We start from the raw sequence: 23,010 nt of genomic DNA on the forward strand, positions 1-23,010 counted from the left end.
GTGATCAGTTCAAATCCCCAGTCACAAAATCTTTGTTACAGCGCGTTTATTCGCCCCCAACTCACCTGCTGTGATGTCCGGCTGACACTACGTTGCGTGACGGAACCGTCAATTCGGGCATGACGCCCGTACGTTGCAGGAGGGACGGAAGTCAACCAGATGTCAGGAAAGCCTCTTCAGGAGTACCGCCGACGCGATCGGGCGGGCACCCGCGCGGGCCACTCCGTCGGCCACCTCGCGGTCGGTGGAGGCGACGATGACGGGCCGGCCCGGTGGCTCCGCCCGCACCAGCTGACGGATCAGCTCGTCCGCGGTGACCCCCGGCTTCGAGAACAGCACCCGCACCCCGCGCGGCGGCGCCAGCAGCACCGGCGCGGCCAGTTCGGCGCCGTCGAAGACGCAGGTGACCTCGGCACCGGTCTGCGCCGCGAGCTGGGCGAGCTGGCCGAGCAGCCGGAGCCGCTGCTTCTCGAGCGGCATCTGGGGATAGCCGGTCTTGGTGACGTTGTAGCCGTCGACCACGAGGTGGGCCTGCGGCAGCGCCAGCAACTGGTTGAGGACGGCCGGGTCGTCCTCGGACAGGGCGCGGGCGGCGATGTCCTTGGGGGTCATGCGTCCGGGCTCGACGGCGTCCACCGTCTCGGCGGGCCGCACGGACACCGGCGGCAGCGCGAGCTCGCGCCGGAGCCCCTGGGCGGCGTCCAGGACGGTGTCCAGCAGCAGCCGGACCCGCATGTCCTCGACGCTGCGGCCCTCGCGTGCCGCGCGGCGCGCGGCCTCCAACGCGGCCTCGGTCTCGCCCAGGCGTGCCTTGAGGCGCCGGCTCTCGCTCTCGGCGGCCGACACCTGGGCCTGCCCCTCGGCCCGCACGGCCTCCATCTCGCCCCGGAGCTTGCGCAGGGCCGCCTCGCCGCGCTTGACGTCGCTGAGCGCGGCGCGCAGCTTGCGGTGCAGTGACTCGGCCTCCTTGCGGGCCGACTCCAGCTCGGTGCGCAGCCGTTCGGTCTCGGTGCGGGTGTGTTCACGAGCCCGGTCGAGTTCGGCGCGCAGCCGCTCGAGCTCGGCGCGGGTCTCCTCGTCGGCGCGCTCGGCGTCCGCGCGCTGGGCCTCCTCGCCTGCGGCGGCCACCAGCTTGACCCAGCCCGCCGGGCGCAGTACGTAGGCCGCGGCCGCCACGTCGAGCGGGTCCGCGGCCGGGGGCGGGGAGCCGGAGTCGAGGGCGCCGGTCAGTTCCGGCTGGGCCTCTCTCAGTTTCTCCCCGATGCGCTGACGGAACAGCGGATCGGTCTCCAGGGCCGCGGCCATCGCGTTCCCGGCGAACTTGGCGCGGCGGTTGGGGGCGAAGCGGGCGTACTGCCTGAGCTGGGAGGGCAGCTCGGCGACGGTGAGCCCGCCGAAGCCGTCGGCGACGATCTGGAGGACCCGGCGGCGCACCCCGTCGGGCAGCGGACGGTCGAGCACCTCAGCGGCGCCGTCCTGCGGCCCCCCGCCTGCGGTCTCCACCATCCGTCACACCCCAATGCTGTGCGCGACCCGCGTGCGGGGGCGCCGTCAGCGGGGCCCGCTCCCGTTCAGGAGCCGGCACCCGGCCTGTCCACGAGTTCCACCTGGTCCACGGCGTTGCACCAGCGGCACCGCACCGACTCGATCGTCTCATTGAGCACCTCGCGCTCCTCGACCGTCGGCTCTCCGGCCAGATCGAGGTGGACGTACTCGACGACCTTGGAGGAGCGGGTCACGTCGAACCGCGTGAGGTTGCCGCAGAGGGTGCAGCGCCACCGCGTCGTGGCGGTCGGCAGGGGAACCGTCATCGTGACTGTGCTCTTTCCTTCTAGGGTCTTCCATTGTCGGCGACGCGCCGGTCGCCCGGTGCGTGTGGCTCGTAACCCTACGGCCTGGCGGGTCCTCGCCGCCCGCCTGTCCACGGCGGCGAGGCGATCTGTGCGGTTGCGCCCGGTTACGTCATGCTCTGTGTCCATGATCCGCAACTGGAGCGCGCCGGCCGTCAGGTCGGTCCGGCGCCCGTCGGCCCCGGTGACCCACTCCCTCATCGTCCTGTGCTGCCTGGTCTTCCTGCTCGGGCCCGGCTCGGGCCTCAATCCGGCCTACGGCTCCGGCGACGACCTGCTCGCCGCGCAGCGGGAATACTTCCGGCGCTGGGGAGTGATCCCCGCAGACCTGTTCGAGGGCTCCCCGGGAGCGCTCCTCACCCCCGCCACCGCGCTGTTCGTCCACGGCAGCTGGGTGCATCTGCTCGGCAACCTGCTCTTCCTCCACGTCTTCGGGGCGATGACCGAGGAGCGGATGGGCCGCGTGCAGTTCACCCTGTGCTACGCGGGCTGCGGCTACCTCGCCCTGCTGGGCTACGCCGCCGCCAACGCGGACTCCGGGCAGTCCCTGGTCGGTGCCTCGGGAGCGATCTCGGCGGTCCTCGGCGCCTTCCTGTTCCTCTTCCCCCGGGCCCGGGTCACCAGTCTCCTGCCGTTCCTGTTCTTCCTGCCGGTGCGGTTCCCGGCGTGGGTGGTGCTGCCGTTCTGGGCGGCGTTGCAGTGGGCGGCGGCAGAGCGGGCGTCCGATGGGCCGGGGGTGGCGTATCTGGCGCACCTGGTGGGCTTCGCACTGGGCTTCGGCTGGGCGTGGGTGCGCTTCGGACGGGCGACTAGAGTGAGGGTCGCCCCTGCTCCGGCCACCGAGGGAGAGAACCAGCCGTGATCACCGCGATCGTCCTCATCAAGACCAGCGTGGACCGGATCCCCGAGATCGCGGAGCGGATCGCGGCGCTGGACAGCGTCAGCGAGGTCTTCTCCGTGACCGGGACGTACGACCTGATCGCCATGGTCCGGGTCAAGGAGCACGAGGACCTGGCGGAGATCATCCCGGGCCGCATCAGCAAGATCCCGGGCGTGGAGGCGACGGACACGCACGTGGCGTTCCGCACGTACTCCCAGCACGACCTGGAGGCGGCGTTCGCGATCGGCCTGGACAACTAGCACTGGTTCCGGGGCCGGTCGTTCGGATCACGCCACGGACGCGGGGTTCGGCACGCGCATCCGCGGCGTCGCCGTCGGCCCCCGACGCTCCGGGCGCCGGGGCGCGGCCGCCCGACACCGACGGCTCCGGACTCCTCTCCGCAGGGCGCGAGTTGTTCCGGCCGGAGGGACCGGCCCGGCCCGTACAGGACCCCGCCGGACGCTCGGGCGCGGGCGCCCACGGAGGTGCCGGGCACAGACGCCCGCCACGACGTCCTGCCCGCCCCGATACCCGCCGCTCAGGCCCAGCTCCGCGGGGCCGGACTCCTCACCGACGCCACGGACCGCGCCCTGCGGACGGTCCTCCCTGGCACCCGACTGCCGGCGCGCGCACGGGCGCATCCCCGGGGCGCCGACCGCAGGTCACGCCGAGGTGTCCGGCACGCACCGACCGTTCTCGGTGCGGTAGGTCCAGCGCGCCCCGTCCCGCACGAGTTCCCTCACGGCCCGCACGAACCGCTCGACGTGCTCGTCCGGGGTACCCGCGCCGAAGCTGACCCGGATGGCGTTGAGGGACTTCTCGCCGGGCGCCGCCTCGGGGGCGCCGCACTCGCCCTGGTTCCGCGGGTCCCCGCCGAGCAGCGTGCGCACCAGCGGGTGGGCGCAGAACAGTCCGTCCCGTACGCCGATGCCGTACTCGGCGGACAGCGCGGCGGCGAAGTGGGAGCTGTTCCAGCCCTCGACCACGAAGGACAGGACGCCCACCCGCGGGGCGCCGTCCCCGAACAGGGACAGGAACCGCACCTCGGGCACGTCCGCGAGTCCTTCGCGCACCGTGCGGATCAGCCGCTCCTCGTGGGCGATCAGCGCGTCGAACCCGGCCTCGGCGAGCGCCGTGCAGGCGGAGGCGACCGCGTGGGCGCCGATCACGTTGGGCGAGCCGGCCTCGTGGCGGGCCGTGCCGTCGTGCCACTCGACGTCCACTCCCCCGTCCGCGCTCCGGGTGACCCGGCGGCTGGCGCCGCCCCCGGCGAGGTAGGGCTGTGCCTCCCGCAGCCAGTCGGAGCGGCCGGCGAGGACTCCGGAGCCGAAGGGGGCGTACAGCTTGTGCCCGGAGAAGGCGACCCAGTCGACGTCGAGTTCGCGCACGCTCACCGGGTGGTGCGGGGCCAGCTGGGCGGCGTCCAGGACGATCCGGGCACCGTGCGCGTGCGCGGCGGCGGCCAGTTCCCGCACCGGCCACAGCTCGCCGGTGACGTTCGAGGCGCCGGTGACGCAGACCAGGGCCGGGCCGTGGGGGTCGCGGGCGGCGAGGGCGCGCTCCAGCGTCTCGACCGCCCGGAGCGGGCTGCGCGGGGCGTCCAGGCAGGTGACCCGGGCCCCGCGCCAGGGCAGCAGGGAGGCGTGGTGCTCGGTCTCGAAGACGAAGACCTCGCATCCGGCCGGGAGCGCGGTGGCGAGCAGGTTGAGGGAGTCGGTGGTGGACCGGGTGAACACCACCTGGTCGTCGGCACGGCAGTCGAGGAAGCCGGCGACGGTCCGGCGGGCGTTCTCGAACAGGTCGGTGGAGAGCTGGGAGAGGTATCCGGCGCCGCGGTGGACGCTGCCGTAGTAGGGCGCGTACGCGGCCACGTCGTCCCACACCCGCTTCAGCGCGGGGGCGCTCGCGGCGTAGTCGAGCGCGGCGTAGGTGACCTCGCCGCCGGTGACGAGCGGGACGGTGACGTCCGCGCCCAGCACGGGCAGCGGAGCACCGACGGACTGAGCGGCGGCAGGGGTGGACAGAGGCATGGCTGAACTCCCGGAGAGGCGGGCGGGACCCCCGCGCGAGCGCACGTCGCTCCAGCGCTGCAGGGGTGAAAAAGGGGACGCGGAGGCGGGGCTCTGCGGCCCTAGCGCATTCGCTTGCTCACGGAAGGCTCCCTCGAACGACCAGGACCCCTGGCCCCACACGTGCCACAGTGTGCGAGGGGTCCGCGCTTGCCGTGGGCCTTGCTGCTCACGGCCTGGTCCTCACCCGGGGCACCCCGCCACGGACGGAGGGTTGCCGGACAGCCGGCCGGGGCCTGATGGCTGTCGCTCATGACCTGATCCCAGATCTTGCCACACACTCCCGCATGCGCAAGGGCGCGGTCCGGCATGCGGACCGCGCCCTTGGTCACATCCGTGTGCGGTGTCAGGCGTTGCTGACCGCCACCCAGCGGTCCAGCACCCGCCTCGCGGCGCCCGAGTCGATCGCCTCCGCGGCCCTGTCCATCCCGGTGCGGATCTGTTCGGTGAGCGTCCCGGTGCCAGGCTCCAGCGCCACCAGTGCCGCCGCCGAGTTCAGCAGCACGGCGTCGCGCACCGGCCCCGGCTCGCCGTCCAGCAGCCGCCGGGCGACCTCCGCGTTGTACGAGGCGTCGGCGCCGCGCAGCGCCTCGACCGGCACCAGCTCGATGCCGACGTCGCGCGGGTCGAAGGTCTCCTCGGTCACCTTGCCGTCGCGGACCACCCACACCCGGGAAGTGGCGGTGGTGGTCAGCTCGTCCAGGCCGTCGTCACCGCGGAACACCAGTGAGGAGTGGCCGCGCCCGGCGAAGACACCGGCCATGATCGGCGCCATCCGGGGGTCGGCGACCCCGACGGCCTGGGCCTTCACCCGGGCCGGGTTGGCCAGCGGACCGAGGAAGTTGAACACCGTCCGGATGCCGAGCTGCCCGCGCGCGGCGGCCACGTGGCGGAGCGCCGGGTGGAACTTGACCGCGAAGCAGAAGGTGATCCCGGCCTCCTCGGCCACCTCGGCGACCCGCCGCGGGGTCAGCTCGAGGTTCACGCCGAGCTTCTCCAGGACGTCGGAGGCACCGGACGCCGAGGACGCGGCCCGGTTGCCGTGCTTGACGACCTTCGCACCGGTGCCGGCCACCACGATCGAGGACATCGTGGAGATGTTGACCGTCTTGGCGCCGTCCCCACCGGTGCCGACGATGTCGACCGTCGCGCCGGGCACGTCGATCACGTTGGCGTGGTCGTACAGCGCCCGTACGCAGCCGGTGATCTCGTCGACGGTCTCGCCCTTGGCCCGCAGCGCCACCGCGAACCCGGCGATCTGCACGTCGGTCGCCTCACCGCGCATGATCAGGTCCATCGCCCAGGCGGTGTCGTCGGCGGACAGGTCCCGGCCGTCCAGCAGGCCGTTCAGCAGGGCGGGCCAGGAGCGGCCCGCCGCGGTGTCGCCTCCAGCGGGGGTCACAGCGCTCATCAGCCGCTCCTGGGTCAGAAGTGTCCCGCACTGCGGGACGCGGATCTCGACGGCTCCACCCTATCCAGCCCCGGGCACGGCGAAGGGCCCCGTCCGAACACCGGACGGGGCCCCTCCTCCGTTGCGTGGCGAGCGCAGCGATCAGTGGTGGCCGTGGCCGCTCGTGATCTCCTTGTACTCCTCGACGGTCGGCTTCGGGATCTGGGACTCCTCGCCGTAGTACGCCTTGCTGAGCTTGGCGCGCAGCTTCTCGGAGCCCTTGACCTTGCGCCGGACGCCGTTCTCGTCGACCGTCGGGCCGATCTCGACCGGCTTGTACTGCTCGTGCGCGGTGAGGGTGTAGAGCTGCTCCTGGCTGAGCGGCTCGTGGACCTCGATGAACTCACCGTGCGGCAGGCGCTTGATGATGCCGGACTCACGGCCGTGCAGCACCTTGTCCTTGTCCCGGCGCTGGAGGCCGAGGCAGATCCGCTTGGTGACGACGAACGCCACGACCGGACCGACGAAGAAGCCGATACGGACGAACCAGGTGACCGCGTTGATCGACAGGTTGAAGTGAGTGGCGAAGATGTCGTTGCCACCACCGATCAGCATGATGATGTAGCCGGTGACCCAGGCGACACCGAAGGCCGTACGGGTCGGGGCGTTGCGCGGCCGGTCCAGGATGTGGTGCTCGCGCTTGTCCCCGGTGATCCAGGACTCGATGAACGGGTAGAGCGCGATGACGCCGAGGAAGAGGCCGAACAGCACCAGCGGGATGAAGACGCCCAGGACCAGGGTGTGGCCCCAGAAGTTGACCTCCCAGCCGGGCATGGCGCGGACCAGGCCCTCGGCGAATCCCATGTACCAGTCGGGCTGGGCTCCGGTGGAGACCATGTCCGGGCGGTAGGGGCCCAGGTTCCAGATCGGGTTGATGGAGGCGATGCCGGCCAGCAGCGCGGTGAAGCCGAAGACCAGGAAGAAGAAGCCTCCGGCCTTGGCCATGTAGACCGGCAGCAGCGGCATGCCGACGACGTTCTTGTTGGTCCGTCCGGCACCCGCGAACTGCGTGTGCTTGTGGTAGAAGACCAGGATCAGGTGCGCCACCACCAGGCCGAGCATGATGCCCGGCAGCAGCAGGATGTGGATCGAGTAGAACCGGGCGACGAAGTCGGTGCCCGGGAACTCCCCGCCGAACAGGAACATCGAGATGTACGTGCCGACGATGGGCACGGACAGGATCGCACCCTGGGTGAAGCGGACACCGGTGCCGGAGAGCAGGTCGTCCGGCAGCGAGTAGCCGGTGAAGCCGGTGAACATGCCGAGCACGAACAGCAGGAAGCCGAACAGCCAATTGATCTCGCGCGGCTTGCGGAAGGCGCCGGTGAAGAAGACGCGCATCATGTGGACGAACATGCCGGCCAGGAAGATGACCGCCGCCCAGTGGTGGATCTGCCGGATGAGCAGACCGCCGCGCACGTCGAAGCTGATGTCCAGGGTCGAGGCGTACGCCTCCGACATCAGCTGCCCCTGCATCGGGATGTAGCTGCCGTGGTACTCCACCTCGTTCATCGACGGGTGGAAGAACAGCGTCAGATACACACCCGTGAGGATGATGATCAGGAAGCTGTAGAGGCAGATCTCGCCCAGCATGAAGGACCAGTGGTCCGGGAAGATCTTGCGCATGTTGGCCTTGGCCAGGGAGTAGATCCCCAGCCGGCCGTCGGCCCAGTCGGCGACGCGTTCGCCGGCCGGTGCCTTCCCGCGAGAGCGGGACTCGGTACTCGTGTTGGTGCTCATCCGCGCTCCCAGAATGCAGGACCGACGGGCTCGTCGAAGTCACCGAGCGCTTCGAGGTAGCCCTCGTCGTTCACGCCGATGCGCAGCTGCGGCAGTGCGTGACCGGCGGGGCCGAAGATGACCTTGGCACCGTCGGAGAGGTCGAAGGTGGACTGGTGGCACGGGCACAGGACGTGGTGCGTCTGCTGCTCGTACAGGGAGATCGGGCAACCGACATGGGTGCAGATCTTCGAGTACGCGAGGATGCCCTCGTGCGACCAGTCGAGCGTGCGCTTGTCCTTGATGTCGCCCGGCTGGATGCGGACGAGCATCAGGGCGGCCTTGGCGATCTCGTTGTTGAAGCTGTGGTCGTGCTCCTCCAGGCCCTCGGGCTTGGCGAAGGTGAGCGAGCCGACCACGATGTCCGAGGGACGCATCGGCTCGTTGGTGTTCATGTTGACCAGCAGCTTGCCCTTGGACCACAGGGTGTGGCGGAGCTTGTTCTCCGGCAGCGGCCCGAGGTCGCGCAGCAGCACGAGGCCGGACAGCGGCACCAGGGTGAGCGCGCCGAACATGGTGTTGCGGATCAGCTTGCGCCGGCCGAGCTGCGACTCCTTCGCCCCCTGGCGGAAGTCGTCCATGACCTTCGCCCTGACCTCGGGCTCGGCCGCGATCGGGTGGCGCTCGTCGGTGAGCTCCGCGTCCGACATCAGCGTGCGGGCCCAGTGGACCGCGCCCGCGCCGATGGCGAACAGCGCGATGCCGAGCGTCACGCCGAGCGCGAAGTTCAGGGCGCTGATGTGGCCGAGCGGGAAGATGTAGACGATCTTGTCGACCGGGATGGCCACGAACGAGGCGATGAAGCCGATGGTGGCCAGCATCGACGCCGTGAACATGAGGGCGACCGCGCGCTCGGACCGCTTGGCGGCCCGCTCGTCGATGTCCTGGATCCGGTGCTCGTGGGGCGGCAGGCCGGGGTCGGCGAACGGGTCCTTCTCGTCCGCGACGCGCACCGCGCCGGTGTCCTGCGCGGCGGGCAGGTTCTCTTCAGGGATGTCTTGGCTACTCATGACTTCTTGGCCTTTGCGGTCCGAGCGGCGACCCACACAGCGACGGCGATCAGACCACCGAGACCGAAGATCCAGCCGAACAGGCCCTCACTGACCGGGCCGAGCCCGCCCAGCTCAAGACCGCCGGGGCTCTCGCTCTCATCGCTGTTGACCGCGTTCAGGTACGCGATGATGTCCTTCTTGTTCTGCTCCGGCAGGGTGGTGTCGGGGAAGGAGGGCATGTTCTGCGGGCCGGTGAGCATGGCCTCGTAGACATGCTTCGGGTCGACGTCCTCCAGGCCCGGCGCGTACTTGCCGTCCGTGAGGGCACCGCCCTTGCCGGTGAAGTTGTGGCACTGCGCGCAGTTGTTGCGGAACAGCTCACCGCCCTTGGCGATGTCGGCACCCTGCGGGCCGTACTGCTCCTCGGCCGGCACCGCGGGGCCGGCGCCCAGGGAGGCGACGTACGCCGCCAGCTGGTCGATCTCGGCCTGGGTGTAGACCGGCTTCTTGCGCGGCAGCTGCGCGCCCTTCGAGGTGGCGGCCGGCATACGGCCGGTGGCCACCTGGAAGTCGACGGCCGCGGCGCCCACGCCCACCAGGGGCGGGCCGTCGGTGGTGCCCTGACCGCCGGTGCCGTGGCAGCTGGCGCAGCCGACCGAGTAGAGCTTCTTGCCCTCCTCGATGGTGAGGGACTGGGCGGTTTCGTCGGCCTGCGCCTTGTCCGCGGGCGCGAACACGGCGTACAGCCCCCCGGTGCATGCCAGCGCGAGGAGTAGGACGACGAGCGCCGCCAGCGGGTGGCGTCGTCGTGCGGAGAGCTTTTTCACGGATTACCCCGGTGTCAGGATCTTCTGCGTCGATGCTTCTGGTTGGTGCGCTGCGGGAGCGCGGCGGATGCGAGCCCGGCTACTTGATCATGTAGATCGTGGCAAAGAGGCCGATCCAGACGACATCGACGAAGTGCCAGTAGTAGGACACGACGATGGCCGCGGTCGCCTGTTCGTGGGTGAACCTCCGGGCCGCGTAGGTCCGGCCGAGGACCAGCAGGAAGGCGATCAGACCGCCCGTCACGTGCAGGCCGTGGAAGCCGGTGGTCAGGTAGAAGACCGAGCCGTAGGGGTCGGACGAGAGCGACAGGCCCTCGTGCTTGACCAGCTCCGTGTACTCGAAGACCTGACCGCCGATGAAGATCGCACCCATGATGAAGGTGACGATGAACCACATCCGGAGCTTCTTCACGTCACCGCGCTCGGCGGCGAACACGCCGAGCTGGCAGGTGAGGGAGGAGAGCACCAGGATCGTGGTGTTCGTCGCCGAGAACGGGAAGTTCAGGGCGTCGGCCTTCTCCGACCAGAAGTCGGGCCCGGTCACCGATCGCAGGGTGAAGTACATCGCGAAGAGGGCCGCGAAGAACATCAGCTCGGAACTCAGCCAGATGATGGTTCCGACGCTGGTGAGGTTCGGCCGATTGACCGACGGGTGCGCGTGCCCGGTATCTACTGTCGTTGCTGTCGCCACGCCGACATTATGTCGGTCGCTTATCCCGCCCTCACCCCGGGGGGTGCCGTTCGGTGTGTTCGGCCCCTCTGTACTGCCCGGATGGCCCTACCGGGCGACCCGTCGAAGTCGTGTGCGAACCGGTGTTGACAGGCGGGCGGAAGGAGTAGCATCCGCGCCATCGGTACCCGAAGTTCCCGACAATGCCGTGCCTCACTCTCGATGCGTGGAGGAACAATGCAGGCGACCGCCACGGTGCTGGTCTACAGCGACGACGCCAACACCCGGGAGCAGGTGCGGCTCGCCACCGGCCGGCGGCCGGCCCCGGACGTCCCCGTCGTGGAGTTCCTGGAGTGCGCGACCGTGCCGGCGGTCCTCGCAGAGCTGGAACGGGGCGGCGTCGACGTCTGCGTGCTGGACGGCGAGGCCGTGCCGATGGGCGGCATGGGGCTGTGCCGGCAGATCAAGGACGAGGTCTTCGACTGCCCGCCGGTGCTGCTGCTGATCGGACGGCCCCAGGACGCCTGGCTGGCCACCTGGAGCCGCGCCGAGGCCGCTGTGACGCTCCCGGTGGAGCCGGTGGAGTTCGCCTCCGCCCTGGCCTCGCTGCTGCGGCCGAAGAGCGCCCTGAGCGCCTGAGCGGCGTTCGCCGCGGTCCCGGCCCTCACGCCGACTGGGGACGCAGCCGCGCCGTGTCCTCGGAGCGCGGGGCGTCGGGCCCGGCGCCCACCACGGCGCTGCCCTCGCGCCACTTCTCCCAGGAGAGGTTCCAGTCGCCGTAGCCGTTGCCGAAGGTCTCCATGGTGTCGCCGTCGGAGTTGACGACCTCCACGACGTCGCCCTCCCGCACGGTGTCGAAGAACCACTGGGCGTTGTCGGTGCTCATCCCGACGCAGCCGTGGCTGACGTTGGCGTAGCCCTGCGAGCCCACGGACCAGGGGGCGGCGTGCACGTATTCGCCGCTCCAGGTGACCCGGGTGGCGAAGTGGACCGGCAGGTCGTACGACTCGGCCGAGCCCTCGGCGATGCCGACGGTGCTGCTGCGCATGCGGACGAAGCGTTCCTTGGCCAGGACGACCTTGACGCCGTTGCGGGTCTCGAAGCCGGGCTTGCCGGTGGTGACGGGGATCTTCTTGATCTCCTCGCCGTTGCGGTAGACGGTCATCGCGTGGGCGGCGGCGTCGGTGACGGCGATGACGCGGTCCCTGGTGCGCAGGGTCAGCGGCTTGACGCTGCCGCCCCGGACGCGGTCGTCGATCCTGATGCCCTCCAGGTTGCTGCGGGCCTGGACGGTGGCGTGGGCGGGCCAGTACTCCTTGGGGCGGTAGTGGAGCTTGCGGTCGTCGACCCAGTGCCAGGCGCCACTCACCGCGGGCGTGGACCGGACCTTCAGGGCGCGCTCCACCACGGCCCGCTGTGCGGGGTCGGTGACCGGCATGCTCAGCTCCGCGGTGACGGGCTGGCCGACGCCGTACGTGCCCGCCCGGGGACCGAAGGTGACGCCGAGGCGCTTGGTGGTGGGTCTGCCGGTGGTGAAGGAGACGACCTCGCGGCCCGGTGCGCCGTCCTCGTTCTCGGTGCTCACCCGCACCGTGTAGCGGGCGTCGGCGGCGAGCGGGGAGGTGCTGTGCCAGCGGGTTCCGTCGGCGGAGAGTTCGCCCGCCACGTAGCGTCCTGCGGCGTCCACGGCGGTGACGTCCGTGATGCGGCCGTCGGCGTCCTCGGCGACGACCTCCAGCGGCTTGTCCGGATCGGCCTTCTCGCCGTCCTCCCCCAGGCCGGTGAAGGAGATGTGGTCCGCCGCGTCGTACGGCTCGGCGGACAGCGGGTCGCCGGCGGCGCCGCAGCCGGTGACGCCCGCGCCGAGGGCGATCACCAGCAGCGTGCAGCCGACTACGGTGCGGGTGCGTGGTCTCATGACCTCACGCTAGGGAGCCGCGTCAACTCCGGCGCGCTGGGCAACTCGATCGAGTGATGCAGATTGCGGCGAACGCAGGGGCCCGGACCCTCCTGTCGGAGTGTCCGGGCCCCTGAGTGCCGTACGGCGTGTTACTGGGTGCGGTTCTCACCGCGGTAGTACTCGAAGACCCAGCCCCACAGGCCGATCAGGATGAGCGGCGCCGAGAAGTACATGAGCCACCAGCCGACCGCGACCGAGGTGAAGGCCAGGGCGCCACCGAGCGCCAGGGAGAGCGGCTGCCAGCTGTGCGGGCTGAAGAACCCGACCTCGCCGGCGTCGTCCGCGACATCCGCCTCCTTGTTGTCCTGTGCGCCGACGTCGACCCGCTTGGCCGTGAAGCCGAGGTAGAAGCCGATCATCACGGCCAGGCCGAAGGCCAGGAAGAGGGCGGTGGTGCCGGCCGGCTCCTTCGACCACACGCCATAGACGACCGCCATGACGAGGATGAAGACGCCCAGCCACATGAACATCTTGCCCTGGATCTTCACTTGCCGGCCTCCTTGCCGCCGGCGAGGGCCTTCTCGCCGTGACCGATGTTCTCGAGCTCGTCGAGCGCGGCGATCTCCGGGTGGTGCAGGTCGAACGCCGGGGATTCACTGCGGATGCGCGGCAGCTTCACGAAGTTGTGCCGCGGCGGCGGGCAGGAGGTCGCCCACTCCAGCGAGCGGCCGTAGCCCCACGGATCGTCGACGCCGACCGGCTTGCCGTACTTGGCCGTCTTCCAGATGTTGTAGAAGAACGGCAGGACCGACAGGCCGAGCAGGAACGAGGCGATCGTCGAGACCGTGTTCAGGGCGGTGAAGCCGTCGGCCGCGAGGTAGTCCGCGTACCGGCGCGGCATGCCCTCGGCACCCAGCCAGTGCTGGACCAGGAAGGTGCCGTGGAAGCCGATGAACAGCGTCCAGAAGGTGATCTTGCCGAGGCGCTCGTCCAGCATCTTGCCGGTGAACTTCGGCCACCAGAAGTGGAAGCCGGCGAACATCGCGAACACCACGGTGCCGAAGACGACGTAGTGGAAGTGCGCCACCACGAAGTACGAGTCGGAGATGTGGAAGTCCATCGGCGGCGAGGCCAGGATGACACCGGTCAGACCACCGAAGGTGAAGGTGATCAGGAAGCCCATCGCCCACAGCATCGGGGTCTCGAAGCTGAGCGAGCCCTTCCACATGGTGCCGATCCAGTTGAAGAACTTCACACCGGTCGGGACGGCGATCAGGAACGTCATGAAGGAGAAGAACGGCAGCAGGACACCGCCGGTGACGTACATGTGGTGCGCCCACACCGTGATCGACAGACCCGCGATGGCGATGGTCGCGCCGATCAGGCCCATGTAGCCGAACATCGGCTTGCGGGAGAAGACCGGGATGACCTCACTGATGATGCCGAAGAACGGCAGCGCGATGATGTACACCTCGGGGTGGCCGAAGAACCAGAACAGGTGCTGCCACAGCAGCGCGCCGCCGTTGGCCGAGTCGAAGATGTGGCTGCCGAACTTGCGGTCCGCCTCCAGCGCGAAGAGCGCCGCGGCCAGGACCGGGAAGGCCAGCAGGACCAGCACACCGGTCAGCAGCACGTTCCAGGTGAAGATCGGCATGCGGAACATCGTCATGCCGGGGGCGCGCATGCAGATGATCGTGGTGATGAAGTTGACCGAGCCGAGGATGGTGCCGAAGCCGGAGAACGCCAGACCCATGATCCACATGTCGGCGCCGATGCCCGGCGAGCGGACCGCGTCCGACAGCGGGGCGTAGGCGAACCAGCCGAAGTCGGCCGCGCCCTGCGGGGTGAGGAAGCCGGCCACCGCGACCAGCGAGCCGAACAGGTACAGCCAGTAGGCGAACATGTTCAGCCGCGGGAACGCCACGTCGGGCGCGCCGATCTGGAGCGGCATGATCCAGTTGGCGAAACCGGCGAACAGCGGCGTCGCGAACATCAGCAGCATGATCGTGCCGTGCATCGTGAACGCCTGGTTGAACTGCTCGTTCGACATCAGCTGCAGGCCCGGCCGGGCCAGCTCGGCCCGCATGACGAGCGCCATGAGGCCACCGATGCAGAAGAACACGAACGACGTCACGAGGTACAGCGTGCCGATCGTCTTGTGGTCGGTGGTCGTCAGCCACTTGACCACGACACTGCCACGGTTCTGGCGCCGCACCGGCAGTTCGTCCTCGTAGTGGGACCCTGCCGCGGCACCCTGGGGTTCGTTGAGGATGCTCACAGGATGTTCGACTCCCGGTTCTTCTCGTGGCCCGACTGCGGGATACCCGCGGGCACGTAACCGGTCTGCCCCTTCTTCACGAGGTCCTTCAGGTGCTGCTCGTAACGCTCGGGGGAGACGACCTTCACGTTGAACAGCATCCGGGAGTGGTCTTCGCCGCAGAGCTCGGCGCACTTGCCCAGGAAGGTGCCCTGCCTGTTGGGGGTCACCTCGAAGGCGTTGGTGTGGCCCGGGATGACGTCCTGCTTCATCAGGAACGGCACCACCCAGAAGGAGTGGATGACGTCACGAGAGGTCAGGACGAACCGGACCCGCTTGCCCTCGGGCAGCCACAGGGTGGGCCCGGGGTTGCCGGTCTGCGGGTTGCGGGTGGAGGGGGTGCCGCAGTCGTAGACGCCGCCGGCGTCGGCCGGGAACGCCTCCTTGTAGCGGTCGGGGATCGCCTCGAGTTCCTTGGACGACCCTGCGTCGCCCGTGGAACCCTCGACGTTCTCGACGTAGTTGAAGCACCAACTCCACTGGAAGCCGACCACGTTGACCGTGACGTCGGGCTTCTTCTCGAGCTTCAGCAGCTCGGATTCGTCACGGGCGGTGAAGTAGAAGAGCACCGAGACGATGATGAGCGGAACCACCGTGTACAGCGCCTCGATGGGCATGTTGTACCGGGTCTGCGGAGGAACCTCGACCTTGGTGCGGCTGCGCCGGTGGAAGAAAGCACTCCACAGGATCAGGCCCCACACCAGCACGCCCACGGCGAGCGCGGCGGCCCAGGAGCCCTGCCACAGGGAGAGGATCCGCGGAGCCTCTTCCGTGGTGGGGGTGGGCATGCCAAGGCGGGGGAAGTCCTCCCATGTGCAACCTGTGGCGGTCGCCAGGACCAGGCCCGCGGTCAGTGCCTGCAGCAGCTTCCGCCGCATCGGGCGCCGCGGCGAGCGGTCGGAGCCGTTGGGACTCACGTAGCGCCTTCCCGAGAGTCTCGCCCGCGCTGTACGGCTGCGGCCTGGCCTTCTCGCTGGTCGGTCGCCGCCCTGCGTCGGGCAGGGGTTTGGATGTTTATGCGGACCAAACCCTAGCCGACGCTCTCCGGGGGGTCGCGGGGAGGGTCGGCATACGCGCCGCCGGTCACCCCGAAGGGGTGGGAGAGGGCAGAACCGGGCGCCCGATGACTCGGAGATGACCCGTGTGTCGCGGGTGCCCGTACTTCGCATGGTTCGCACGGATGTCGCCGCCCCTTCGGGTCCGCCGCCCCGGCCGGCGATCTAACGTTGCCGTGTGGCCTACTTCGATGCAGCTTCCGGTGCCCCGCTCCATCCCGTCGCCCGCCAGGCCCTGATGGCCTCCCTCGACGAGGGCTGGGCCGATCCGGCGCGGTTGTACCGGGAGGGGCGGCGGGCCCGGATGCTGCTGGACGCGGCGCGCGAGGCGGCGGCGGAGGCGGTGGAATGCCGCCCGGACGAGCTGGTGTTCACCACGTCCGGCACCCGGGCGGTGCACTCCGGGACGGCGGGTGCGCTGGCCGGGCGGCGGCGCGTCGGACGCCACCTGATCGTGTCGGCGGTCGAACACTCGTCGGTGCTCCACGCCGCCCAGGTGCACGAGGCCGAGGGCGGGACGGTCACCGAGGTCGCCGTGGACCGCACCGGCGCGGTGGCGCCGTCCGCCTACGCCGAGGCACTGCGGCCGGACACGGCGCTGGCGTGTCTCCAGTCCGCCAACCACGAGGTGGGCACGGTGCAGCCGGTGGCGGAGGTGGCCGAGGCGTGCCGGGTGGCGGGGGTGCCGCTGCTGGTGGACGCGGCCCAGTCGCTGGGCTGGGGTCCGGTGCGGGGCGACTGGTCGCTGCTCGCGGCGAGCGCCCACAAGTGGGGCGGGCCTTCGGGCGTGGGCCTGCTCGTGGTGCGCAAGGGCGTGCGGTTCGCGCCCCAGGGGCCGGTGGACGAACGGGAGTCGGGGCGGGCGGCCGGTTTCGAGAACCTGCCGGCGATCGTGGCGGCGGCGGCGTCGCTGCGGGCGGTGCGGGCCGAGGCGGCCGAGGAGTCGGCGCGGCTGCGGGAACTGACGGACCGGATCCGGGCGGGCGTGCCGGATCGGGTGCCGGACGTGGAGGTGGTCGGCGATCCGGAGCGCCGGCTGCCCGGGATCGTCACCTTCTCGTGTCTCTATGTCGACGGGGAGACACTGCTGCACGAGCTGGACCGCGCCGGTTTCTCGGTGTCGTCCGGTTCCTCGTGCACGAGCAGCACCCTGACGCCCAGCCACGTGCTGAAGGCCATGGGGGTGCTCAGCGAGGGCAATGTGCGGGTCTCCCTGCCGGCCGGGACGCCGAGGGAGGAGGTCGAGCGGTTCCTGTCCGTCCTGCCCGGGGCGGTGGCCGGGACGCGGGAGAAGCTCGGGGCGCCGGTCGGCGCGGCGGCGGGCGGCACCGGGCGGGGGGACGACGCGCTGGTGGTGGACGCGCGGGGACGGCGGTGCCCGATCCCGGTGATCGAGCTCGCCAAGGTCATCGGGGACGTGCCGGTGGGCGGCACGGTGCGGGTCCTCGCGGACGACGAGGCGGCCCGGCTGGACATCCCGGCGTGGTGCGAGATGCGGGGGCAGCAGTACGTGGGTGAGGAGCCGGCGGACCGGGGCTCGGCCTATGTGGTCCGCCGGGTCTCCTGAGGGCTGCCGGGAGCGCGGGCCGGCCGGTCAGGCCAGGTGCTGCTGCACCTCGGCGGCGGCCTCGTCGCCGTAGGCCTTGGTGAAGCGCTCCATGAAGTGGGCGCGGCGCAGCTGGTACTCCTGGGTGCCGACCGTCTCGATCACGAGCGTGGCGAGCATGCAGCCGACCTGCGCGGCGCGCTCCAGGGAGACGCCCCAGGCCAGGCCGGACAGGAAGCCGGCGCGGAAGGCGTCGCCGACGCCGGTCGGGTCGGCCTTGCGCTCCTCGTCGGGGCAGCCGACCTCGATGGGGTCCCCGCCCGCCCGCTCGATGCGGACGCCGCGGGAGCCGAGGGTGGTGACGCGGTGGCCGACCCGGGAGAGGATCTCGGGGTCGGTCCAGCCGGTCTTGGTCTCGATGAGTCCCTTCTCGTACTCGTTGGAGAAGAGGTAGGTCGCCCCGTCCAGCAGTATCCGGATCTCCTCGCCGTTCATCCGGGCGATCTGCTGGGAGAAGTCGGCGGCGAACGGGATGCCGCGCGAGCGGCACTCCTCGGTGTGCCGAAGCATGCCCTCCGGGTCGTCGGCGCCGATGAGGACCAGATCGAGACCGCCGACCCGGTCGGCGACGGTCTTGAGTTCGATCAGGCGGGCCTCGCTCATCGCGCCCGTGTAGAAGGAGCCGATCTGGTTGTGGTCGGCGTCCGTGGTGCACACGAAGCGGGCGGTGTGCAGGGTGTCGGAGATGCGCACGGATTCGGTGTCGACGCCGTGCCGGTCCAGCCAGGCCCGGTACTCGTCGAAGTCGAAGCCCGCGGCGCCGACGAGAATGGGCCGGGTGCCGAGCTGGCCCATGCCGAAGGCGATGTTCGCGCCCACGCCGCCCCGGCGCACGTCGAGGTTGTCGACGAGGAACGACAGCGAGACCGTGTGCAGTTGGTCCGCGACGAACTGGTCGGCGAAGCGCCCGGGGAAGGTCATGAGGTGGTCGGTGGCGATGGAGCCGGTGACTGCGATGCGCACGGCGTGGATTCTCCTGAGGGAGGCGGATTGACAGTTCACGCTACCGGGTGGGGACTGCCCGCCCAAGCAGCCAAAACTACCCGATAGTAGATCTTTCTTCGCACGGGCGGGCATGCGTACGGTGCGGACATGACGAACCTCAAGGTCCACGCCCCTGCCCCGGCCGACATCGACGGCGACCTGGCGTCGCTGCGGGGTGACTGCGCCCGGATGGCTCCCCACTGGACGGTTCCGGACCGGGTGGCCGCCCGTCCGGTCTCCCCCTCGCTGATCCACGGTGTAACGGTGCCGCCCGCGTCGGCACGGCTGCTGGACGCGATGTCGGAGTACGGCGACTGAGCCGGCGCCGGCCGGCCCGGCGCGCCCCAGGGGAACCGTGCGCTCCCCCGCTGCGTCCCATCGCTGTCCCCCGTAAAGGGGATGCGGGATACGACCCATCAGCGGTCCCGGTACGACCGGGCAGGGTCTTCCGGGACAGCTGCGCAGCCGAAGGAGCGATGCGGTGAACACCGAGCGACCCGACCACGACGACGCCGAGGCGAGGCCCACCGGCAGCCCGCGCGAGACGGGCGCCTCCGGCAGCGACGGGGACAAGGGCACGGCGGCGGCACGAGAACGCCGGGGAGACCCTGCCGCGGGCGCCGGGTCGCCCGGCGCCGGGGCGGGGACGGGCGACAGCGGCTCCGCGGAGACCGACGCCGGCGGGACCGGCACTCGCGAGGGCGCGGCCGGGAACACGGACGCCGGGAAGAGCACCGGAGACACGGCCGACGGACCGGAGACCCCGAACAAGGACGCCGGGACGGACACGGCACGGGCTGCGGAGCCCGGTCGCGGTGGCGCCGCCGGGGACGGGGAGACCGGCACCGGGGACGGAAAGGCCGGAGCCGAGGACGGGGACGAACCGGCCGGCCTCGCGGACCGCGGTGCCGGAGCCCGGGAAGACGGGGACGAACCGGCCGGCCTCGCGGACCGCGGTGCCGGAGCCCGGGAAGACGGGGACGAACCGGCCGACCGCGAGGACCGCGGTGCCGGAGCCCGGGAAGACGGGGACGAACCGGCCGACCGCGAGGACCGCGGTGCCGGAGCCCGGGAAGACGGGGCGGGCGCCGTCGCCGGGCCCGCCGTCGAGCAATCCGTCGCCCCCGCCGCCGACGAGCGCCGAGACGACGAGCTCCGGGGCGGTGGGCCCCGGGACAGTGGGCCCCGGGACAGTGGGCGCGGGGAGAGTGAGCCCCGTGACGGGTGGCACGCCGGGGAGTCCCGTGACGGGGAGCCCGCCCCGCCCCGCCGGCGGTCCGCGGCGCTGGTCGCCTCCGTCGCCGCCGCCGTGCTGCTCGTCGGCGGGGGTGGGGCGTATCTCGCCGCCACCGCGTCCGGGGGTTCGGGCGGCGGGGCGACGCCCGGGGCGAACGGGGACGGGACTCCGCCGCCGCTCGTCCTGGACGGGTACTCCGAGGGCGGGGCGCCCGGTGTCGCGCCCGGGGAGCCCAACCCGTACGGCGCCACCTACCGCGCCGAGGGCGCGCTCCCGGACGGCCCCGGCTCGGCACCCGTGTACGGGGCGCGGGGACAGGTCACCCGGGAGCAGGTCGTGGCGCTGGCGAAGGCGCTCGGGGTCGACGGGAAGCCCGTGGCCGAGGGCGAGAGCTGGCGGATCGGCGGCCAGGACGGCGCCGGGCCCACCCTGCGGGTGGACCGGGACGCCCCGGGCACGTGGACGTTCAGCCGGCACGTCCCCGGCACCGACGACTGCAAGGGCGACGTGTGCCAGGCGCCGCCCGCCGACGCGCGGCCGGTCGGCGAGGAGGCCGCGCGGAAGGCCGCCGCGCCCGTGCTGAAGGCGGTCGGGCAGGACGCCGCGAAGATCGACGCGGGCCAGGTCACGGGTGCCAACCGGGTGGTGAACGCCGATCCCGAGATCGGCGGGCTGCCGACGTACGGCTGGACGACCGGCGTGATCGTCGGCGCCGACGGCACGGTGGTGGGCGGCAGCGGCCGGCTGGCGGCGCCGGTGAAGGGTGACGCGTACCCCGTGGTGGACGCGGACCGGGCGCTGAAGCTGATGAACGCGGCCCCGGAGCCGGGCCCGCGCGGCGGCATCGGCGGCTGTGCCACTCCCGTACCGCTCGAGGAGCCGCGGGAGGAGTGCGGCTCGTCCACCGGCCCTGCCCGGAAGGAGACGCTCACCGTGGAGCGGGCCGTGTTCGGGCTGGCCGCGCACTCCGTGGGCGGGCGCCAGGCGCTCGTCCCGTCCTGGCTGTTCGAGGTGCGGCCGGCGGGCACCGAGGACGCGCTCACGGTGACCCACCCGGCGGTGGACCCGGAGTTCCTCGCGTCCCCGACGTCCGAGCAGCCGAGCCCGCGGCCGTCGGCGCCGGGAGACGGGCCGACCTCGGCACCCGCCCCGGACGACGTCGAGGTGGAGGGCTACACCGCCGAGGGCGACGAGCTGACCGTGACGTTCACGGGCGGGGTCTGCGCCGACTACCGGACGACGGCGGTCGAGACCGGGGGCGAGGTGAAGGTCACCGTCACCGAGAAGCCCTGGCCCGGCAAGGTCTGCATCATGATCGCCAAGCAGTACCAGCAGACCGTGCGGCTGGACGCGCCGCTCGGCGACCGTGAGGTCGTCGGCTCGGACGGTGAGCCGGTCCCGCTGCGCAAGGACGGCGCCCGCCTGCCCGCGCCGCCCTCCGGCACCCGGTAGGCCGGGAAGCGGAGCGACAAAGGCGGCGGCCCCGTCACGGGGGCCGCCGCCTTCGCGCGTGTGCGTCGCCCGGAACGGGTCCCCGGCTCAGCTGAAGGAGTCGCCGCAGGCGCAGGAGCCGGTGGCGTTCGGGTTGTCGATGGTGAAGCCCTGCTTCTCGATGGTGTCGACGAAGTCGATGGTGGCACCGCCGAGGTACGGGGCGCTCATGCGGTCGGTGACGACCTTCACACCGTCGAAGTCCTTGAGCACGTCACCGTCGAGGGAACGCTCGTCGAAGAAGAGCTGGTAACGCAGGCCGGAGCAGCCGCCGGGCTGAACGGCGACACGCAGGGCGAGGTCGTCACGGCCTTCCTGGTCGAGCAGGGCCTTGACCTTGGCCGCGGCGGCGTCGGTCAGGATGATGCCGTCGGTGACGGTGGTGGTCTCGTCCGATACGGACATCTACATCTCTCCCGGTTTGTACGGAGACTGCTTGCCGACGGTTGCAACCGGCGGGGCCGCGGATTCATTCCGGGCCGGGCGCTCGCTTTTCGGCTCCGTCCTCATGCTCGCACACGCCGCGCGGAGCGGAAAACGGCCCTAGTGGGATCTTTCGGGAGGGCCGGGTGGGCCTTTCGGGAATGAACGGGCACTCCAAGGGATTCACGTCACATGGACGCTATGGCCCATCGTCAAACTGACGTGAACCCGTTATGATAGATAGCGTCAAACCGACGAAAAGTCGCCGCAGAACAGAAAGGGTGCGTGTCGTGACCACCGCCCAGACCCAGGAGCTCGACGTACAGCCGACGCCCCTCGCCCTGCTGCTCCTCGGCCGTGAGGCCGATCCGAACAGCGAGCGTGGCGTGGAGTGTCCCGGCGAACTGCCCTCGCCGTCCGACCCGGACCTGGTGGAGCGCGCCCGCGCGGCGAAGGAGAAGCTCGGGGACAAGGTCTTCGTGCTCGGCCACCACTACCAGCGCGACGAGGTCATCCAGTTCGCCGACGTCACGGGCGACTCCTTCAAGCTGGCCCGGGACGCGGCGGCTCGCCCGCAGGCGGAGTACATCGTGTTCTGCGGTGTGCACTTCATGGCGGAGTCCGCGGACATCCTCACCGGCGACGGCCAGAAGGTGGTCCTGCCGGACCTCGCCGCCGGCTGCTCCATGGCCGACATGGCCACGGCCGAGCAGGTCGCCGAGTGCTGGGACGTACTCACCGAGGCCGGCATAGCCGAGCAGGTCGTGCCCGTCTCCTACATGAACTCCTCCGCCGACATCAAGGCGTTCACGGGCAAGCACGGCGGGACGATCTGCACCTCGTCCAACGCCGCGCGAGCCCTGGAGTGGGCCTTCCAGCAGGGCGAGAAGGTGCTCTTCCTGCCCGACCAGCACCTGGGCCGCAACACCGCGGTGCGGGACATGGGGATGTCCCTGGACGACTGCGTCGTCTACAACCCGCACCGGCCCAACGGCGGGCTGACGGCGGACGAGCTGCGCGCCGCGAAGATGATCCTGTGGCGCGGGCACTGCTCGGTGCACGGCCGGTTCAACCTGGACTCGGTCAAGGACGTGCGCGAGCGGATCCCGGGCGTGAACGTCCTCGTCCACCCCGAGTGCCGGCACGAGGTGGTCACCGCGGCGGACTACGTCGGCTCGACCGAGTACATCATCAAGACGCTGGAGGCGGCCCCGGCCGGCTCCAAGTGGGCCATCGGCACGGAGCTGAACCTGGTGCGCCGGCTGGCGAACCGGTTCGCGCCCGAGGGCAAGCAGGTCGTCTTCCTCGACAAGACGGTCTGCTTCTGCTCCACGATGAACCGCATCGACCTGCCCCACCTGGTGTGGGCGCTGGAGTCGCTCGCCGAGGGCAACCTGGTCAACCGCATCGAGGTGGACAGGGAGACCGAGGCGTTCGCGAAGCTGGCGCTGGAGCGCATGCTGGCGCTGCCGTAACCGCC

The 23,010-nt window shown here is 70.9% G+C and carries 21 protein-coding genes and 1 riboswitch; of the genes, 7 read left to right on the forward strand and 14 right to left on the reverse strand.

The genetic code is table 11. The features are described from left to right. Positions 1 to 162: 162 nt before the first annotated feature. Both ACFYOV_RS01050 and ACFYOV_RS01055 read right to left on the reverse strand, forming a co-directional pair. Positions 163 to 1,506, reverse strand: coding sequence for an NYN domain-containing protein (locus ACFYOV_RS01050; protein WP_389081170.1), 1,344 nt, complete (start codon positions 1,504 to 1,506; stop codon positions 163 to 165). 65 nt (positions 1,507 to 1,571) lie between these two features. Next, positions 1,572 to 1,811 (reverse strand): hypothetical protein, encoded by a 240-nt coding sequence (locus ACFYOV_RS01055; RefSeq protein WP_389081172.1) that lies wholly within the window; start codon positions 1,809 to 1,811, stop codon positions 1,572 to 1,574. A gap of 166 nt (positions 1,812 to 1,977) precedes the next feature. Here ACFYOV_RS01055 and ACFYOV_RS01060 point away from each other — a divergent pair, with 166 nt between their 5' ends. Further along, entirely contained in the window at positions 1,978 to 2,712 is a 735-nt protein-coding gene (locus ACFYOV_RS01060; RefSeq protein ID WP_389081175.1) for a rhomboid family intramembrane serine protease, read from the forward strand. After that, entirely contained in the window at positions 2,709 to 2,990 is a 282-nt protein-coding gene (locus ACFYOV_RS01065; RefSeq protein ID WP_389081177.1) for an Lrp/AsnC family transcriptional regulator, read from the forward strand. Before ACFYOV_RS01060 ends, ACFYOV_RS01065 begins: the two co-directional genes overlap by 4 nt. Positions 2,991 to 3,392: 402 nt before the next feature. On the opposite strand, the gene ACFYOV_RS01070 is transcribed toward ACFYOV_RS01065, so the two are convergent. The 6 genes from ACFYOV_RS01070 to ACFYOV_RS01095 form a co-directional block, all read right to left on the reverse strand. Further along, a complete protein-coding gene (locus ACFYOV_RS01070) occupies positions 3,393 to 4,760 on the reverse strand; it encodes an aminotransferase class V-fold PLP-dependent enzyme (RefSeq protein WP_389081179.1) in 1,368 nt (455 codons plus the stop codon). 180 nt (positions 4,761 to 4,940) lie between these two features. Continuing rightward, a riboswitch (SAM riboswitch) is annotated at positions 4,941 to 5,057 on the reverse strand. Between the two features lie 88 nt (positions 5,058 to 5,145). After that, positions 5,146 to 6,210 (reverse strand): anthranilate phosphoribosyltransferase, encoded by a 1,065-nt coding sequence (gene trpD / locus ACFYOV_RS01075; protein ID WP_389081181.1) that lies wholly within the window; start codon positions 6,208 to 6,210, stop codon positions 5,146 to 5,148. Between the two features lie 141 nt (positions 6,211 to 6,351). Then, complete coding sequence (locus ACFYOV_RS01080) at positions 6,352 to 7,989, reverse strand: cytochrome bc complex cytochrome b subunit (protein ID WP_389081184.1); 1,638 nt, start codon at positions 7,987 to 7,989, stop codon at positions 6,352 to 6,354. Then, positions 7,986 to 9,038, reverse strand: a complete 1,053-nt coding sequence (locus ACFYOV_RS01085; protein ID WP_389081186.1) for a Rieske 2Fe-2S domain-containing protein — start codon at positions 9,036 to 9,038, stop codon at positions 7,986 to 7,988. The genes ACFYOV_RS01080 and ACFYOV_RS01085 overlap by 4 nt, the downstream gene beginning before the upstream one ends. Next, positions 9,035 to 9,847 (reverse strand): c-type cytochrome, encoded by an 813-nt coding sequence (locus ACFYOV_RS01090; protein WP_389081189.1) that lies wholly within the window; start codon positions 9,845 to 9,847, stop codon positions 9,035 to 9,037. The genes ACFYOV_RS01085 and ACFYOV_RS01090 overlap by 4 nt, the downstream gene beginning before the upstream one ends. Positions 9,848 to 9,926: 79 nt before the next feature. Next, positions 9,927 to 10,538, reverse strand: coding sequence for a heme-copper oxidase subunit III (locus ACFYOV_RS01095; protein ID WP_389081191.1), 612 nt, complete (start codon positions 10,536 to 10,538; stop codon positions 9,927 to 9,929). A 216-nt stretch (positions 10,539 to 10,754) separates the two neighbouring features. Between ACFYOV_RS01095 and ACFYOV_RS01100 the strand changes: the two genes are divergently transcribed. Continuing rightward, complete coding sequence (locus tag ACFYOV_RS01100; protein ID WP_389081194.1) at positions 10,755 to 11,156, forward strand: hypothetical protein; 402 nt, start codon at positions 10,755 to 10,757, stop codon at positions 11,154 to 11,156. A gap of 25 nt (positions 11,157 to 11,181) precedes the next feature. Here ACFYOV_RS01100 and ACFYOV_RS01105 read toward each other — a convergent pair whose 3' ends face one another. The 4 genes from ACFYOV_RS01105 to coxB form a co-directional block, all read right to left on the reverse strand. After that, positions 11,182 to 12,435, reverse strand: coding sequence for an Ig-like domain-containing protein (locus ACFYOV_RS01105; RefSeq protein WP_389081196.1), 1,254 nt, complete (start codon positions 12,433 to 12,435; stop codon positions 11,182 to 11,184). Positions 12,436 to 12,566: 131 nt separating this feature from the next. Continuing rightward, positions 12,567 to 12,965, reverse strand: coding sequence for a cytochrome c oxidase subunit 4 (locus ACFYOV_RS01110; protein WP_389081199.1), 399 nt, complete (start codon positions 12,963 to 12,965; stop codon positions 12,567 to 12,569). Then, positions 12,962 to 14,695, reverse strand: a complete 1,734-nt coding sequence (ctaD, locus tag ACFYOV_RS01115; RefSeq protein ID WP_389081201.1) for a cytochrome c oxidase subunit I — start codon at positions 14,693 to 14,695, stop codon at positions 12,962 to 12,964. Before ctaD ends, ACFYOV_RS01110 begins: the two co-directional genes overlap by 4 nt. After that, the gene (coxB, locus tag ACFYOV_RS01120) at positions 14,692 to 15,651 is read right to left on the reverse strand and encodes a cytochrome c oxidase subunit II (RefSeq protein ID WP_389081204.1); all 960 of its coding nucleotides are present in this window, start codon (positions 15,649 to 15,651) and stop codon (positions 14,692 to 14,694) included. Before coxB ends, ctaD begins: the two co-directional genes overlap by 4 nt. A 316-nt stretch (positions 15,652 to 15,967) precedes the next feature. On the opposite strand from coxB, the gene ACFYOV_RS01125 reads away from it, so the two are divergent. Further along, entirely contained in the window at positions 15,968 to 17,356 is a 1,389-nt protein-coding gene (locus ACFYOV_RS01125; RefSeq protein ID WP_389081206.1) for a cysteine desulfurase/sulfurtransferase TusA family protein, read from the forward strand. A gap of 27 nt (positions 17,357 to 17,383) precedes the next feature. Here the strand turns inward: ACFYOV_RS01125 and ACFYOV_RS01130 are convergent, their stop codons facing one another. Further along, positions 17,384 to 18,358, reverse strand: a complete 975-nt coding sequence (locus tag ACFYOV_RS01130; RefSeq protein WP_389081209.1) for a carbohydrate kinase family protein — start codon at positions 18,356 to 18,358, stop codon at positions 17,384 to 17,386. 129 nt (positions 18,359 to 18,487) lie between these two features. Here ACFYOV_RS01130 and ACFYOV_RS01135 point away from each other — a divergent pair, with 129 nt between their 5' ends. Together ACFYOV_RS01135 and ACFYOV_RS01140 are read left to right on the forward strand one after the other, a co-directional pair. Then, positions 18,488 to 18,697, forward strand: coding sequence for a hypothetical protein (locus ACFYOV_RS01135; RefSeq protein WP_389081211.1), 210 nt, complete (start codon positions 18,488 to 18,490; stop codon positions 18,695 to 18,697). Between the two features lie 163 nt (positions 18,698 to 18,860). Beyond that, positions 18,861 to 21,068, forward strand: a complete 2,208-nt coding sequence (locus tag ACFYOV_RS01140; protein ID WP_389081214.1) for a hypothetical protein — start codon at positions 18,861 to 18,863, stop codon at positions 21,066 to 21,068. 87 nt (positions 21,069 to 21,155) lie between these two features. On the opposite strand, the gene erpA is transcribed toward ACFYOV_RS01140, so the two are convergent. Next, positions 21,156 to 21,512, reverse strand: coding sequence for an iron-sulfur cluster insertion protein ErpA (erpA, locus tag ACFYOV_RS01145; protein ID WP_389081216.1), 357 nt, complete (start codon positions 21,510 to 21,512; stop codon positions 21,156 to 21,158). Between the two features lie 308 nt (positions 21,513 to 21,820). Between erpA and nadA the strand changes: the two genes are divergently transcribed. Then, on the forward strand, positions 21,821 to 23,005 hold the full coding sequence (gene nadA, locus ACFYOV_RS01150; RefSeq protein ID WP_389081219.1) for a quinolinate synthase NadA: 1,185 nt from the start codon (positions 21,821 to 21,823) through the stop codon (positions 23,003 to 23,005). Positions 23,006 to 23,010: the final 5 nt, after the last annotated feature.

Source organism: Streptomyces sp. NPDC005931, assembly GCF_042871235.1.
Lineage (GTDB): Bacteria > Actinomycetota > Actinomycetes > Streptomycetales > Streptomycetaceae > Streptomyces.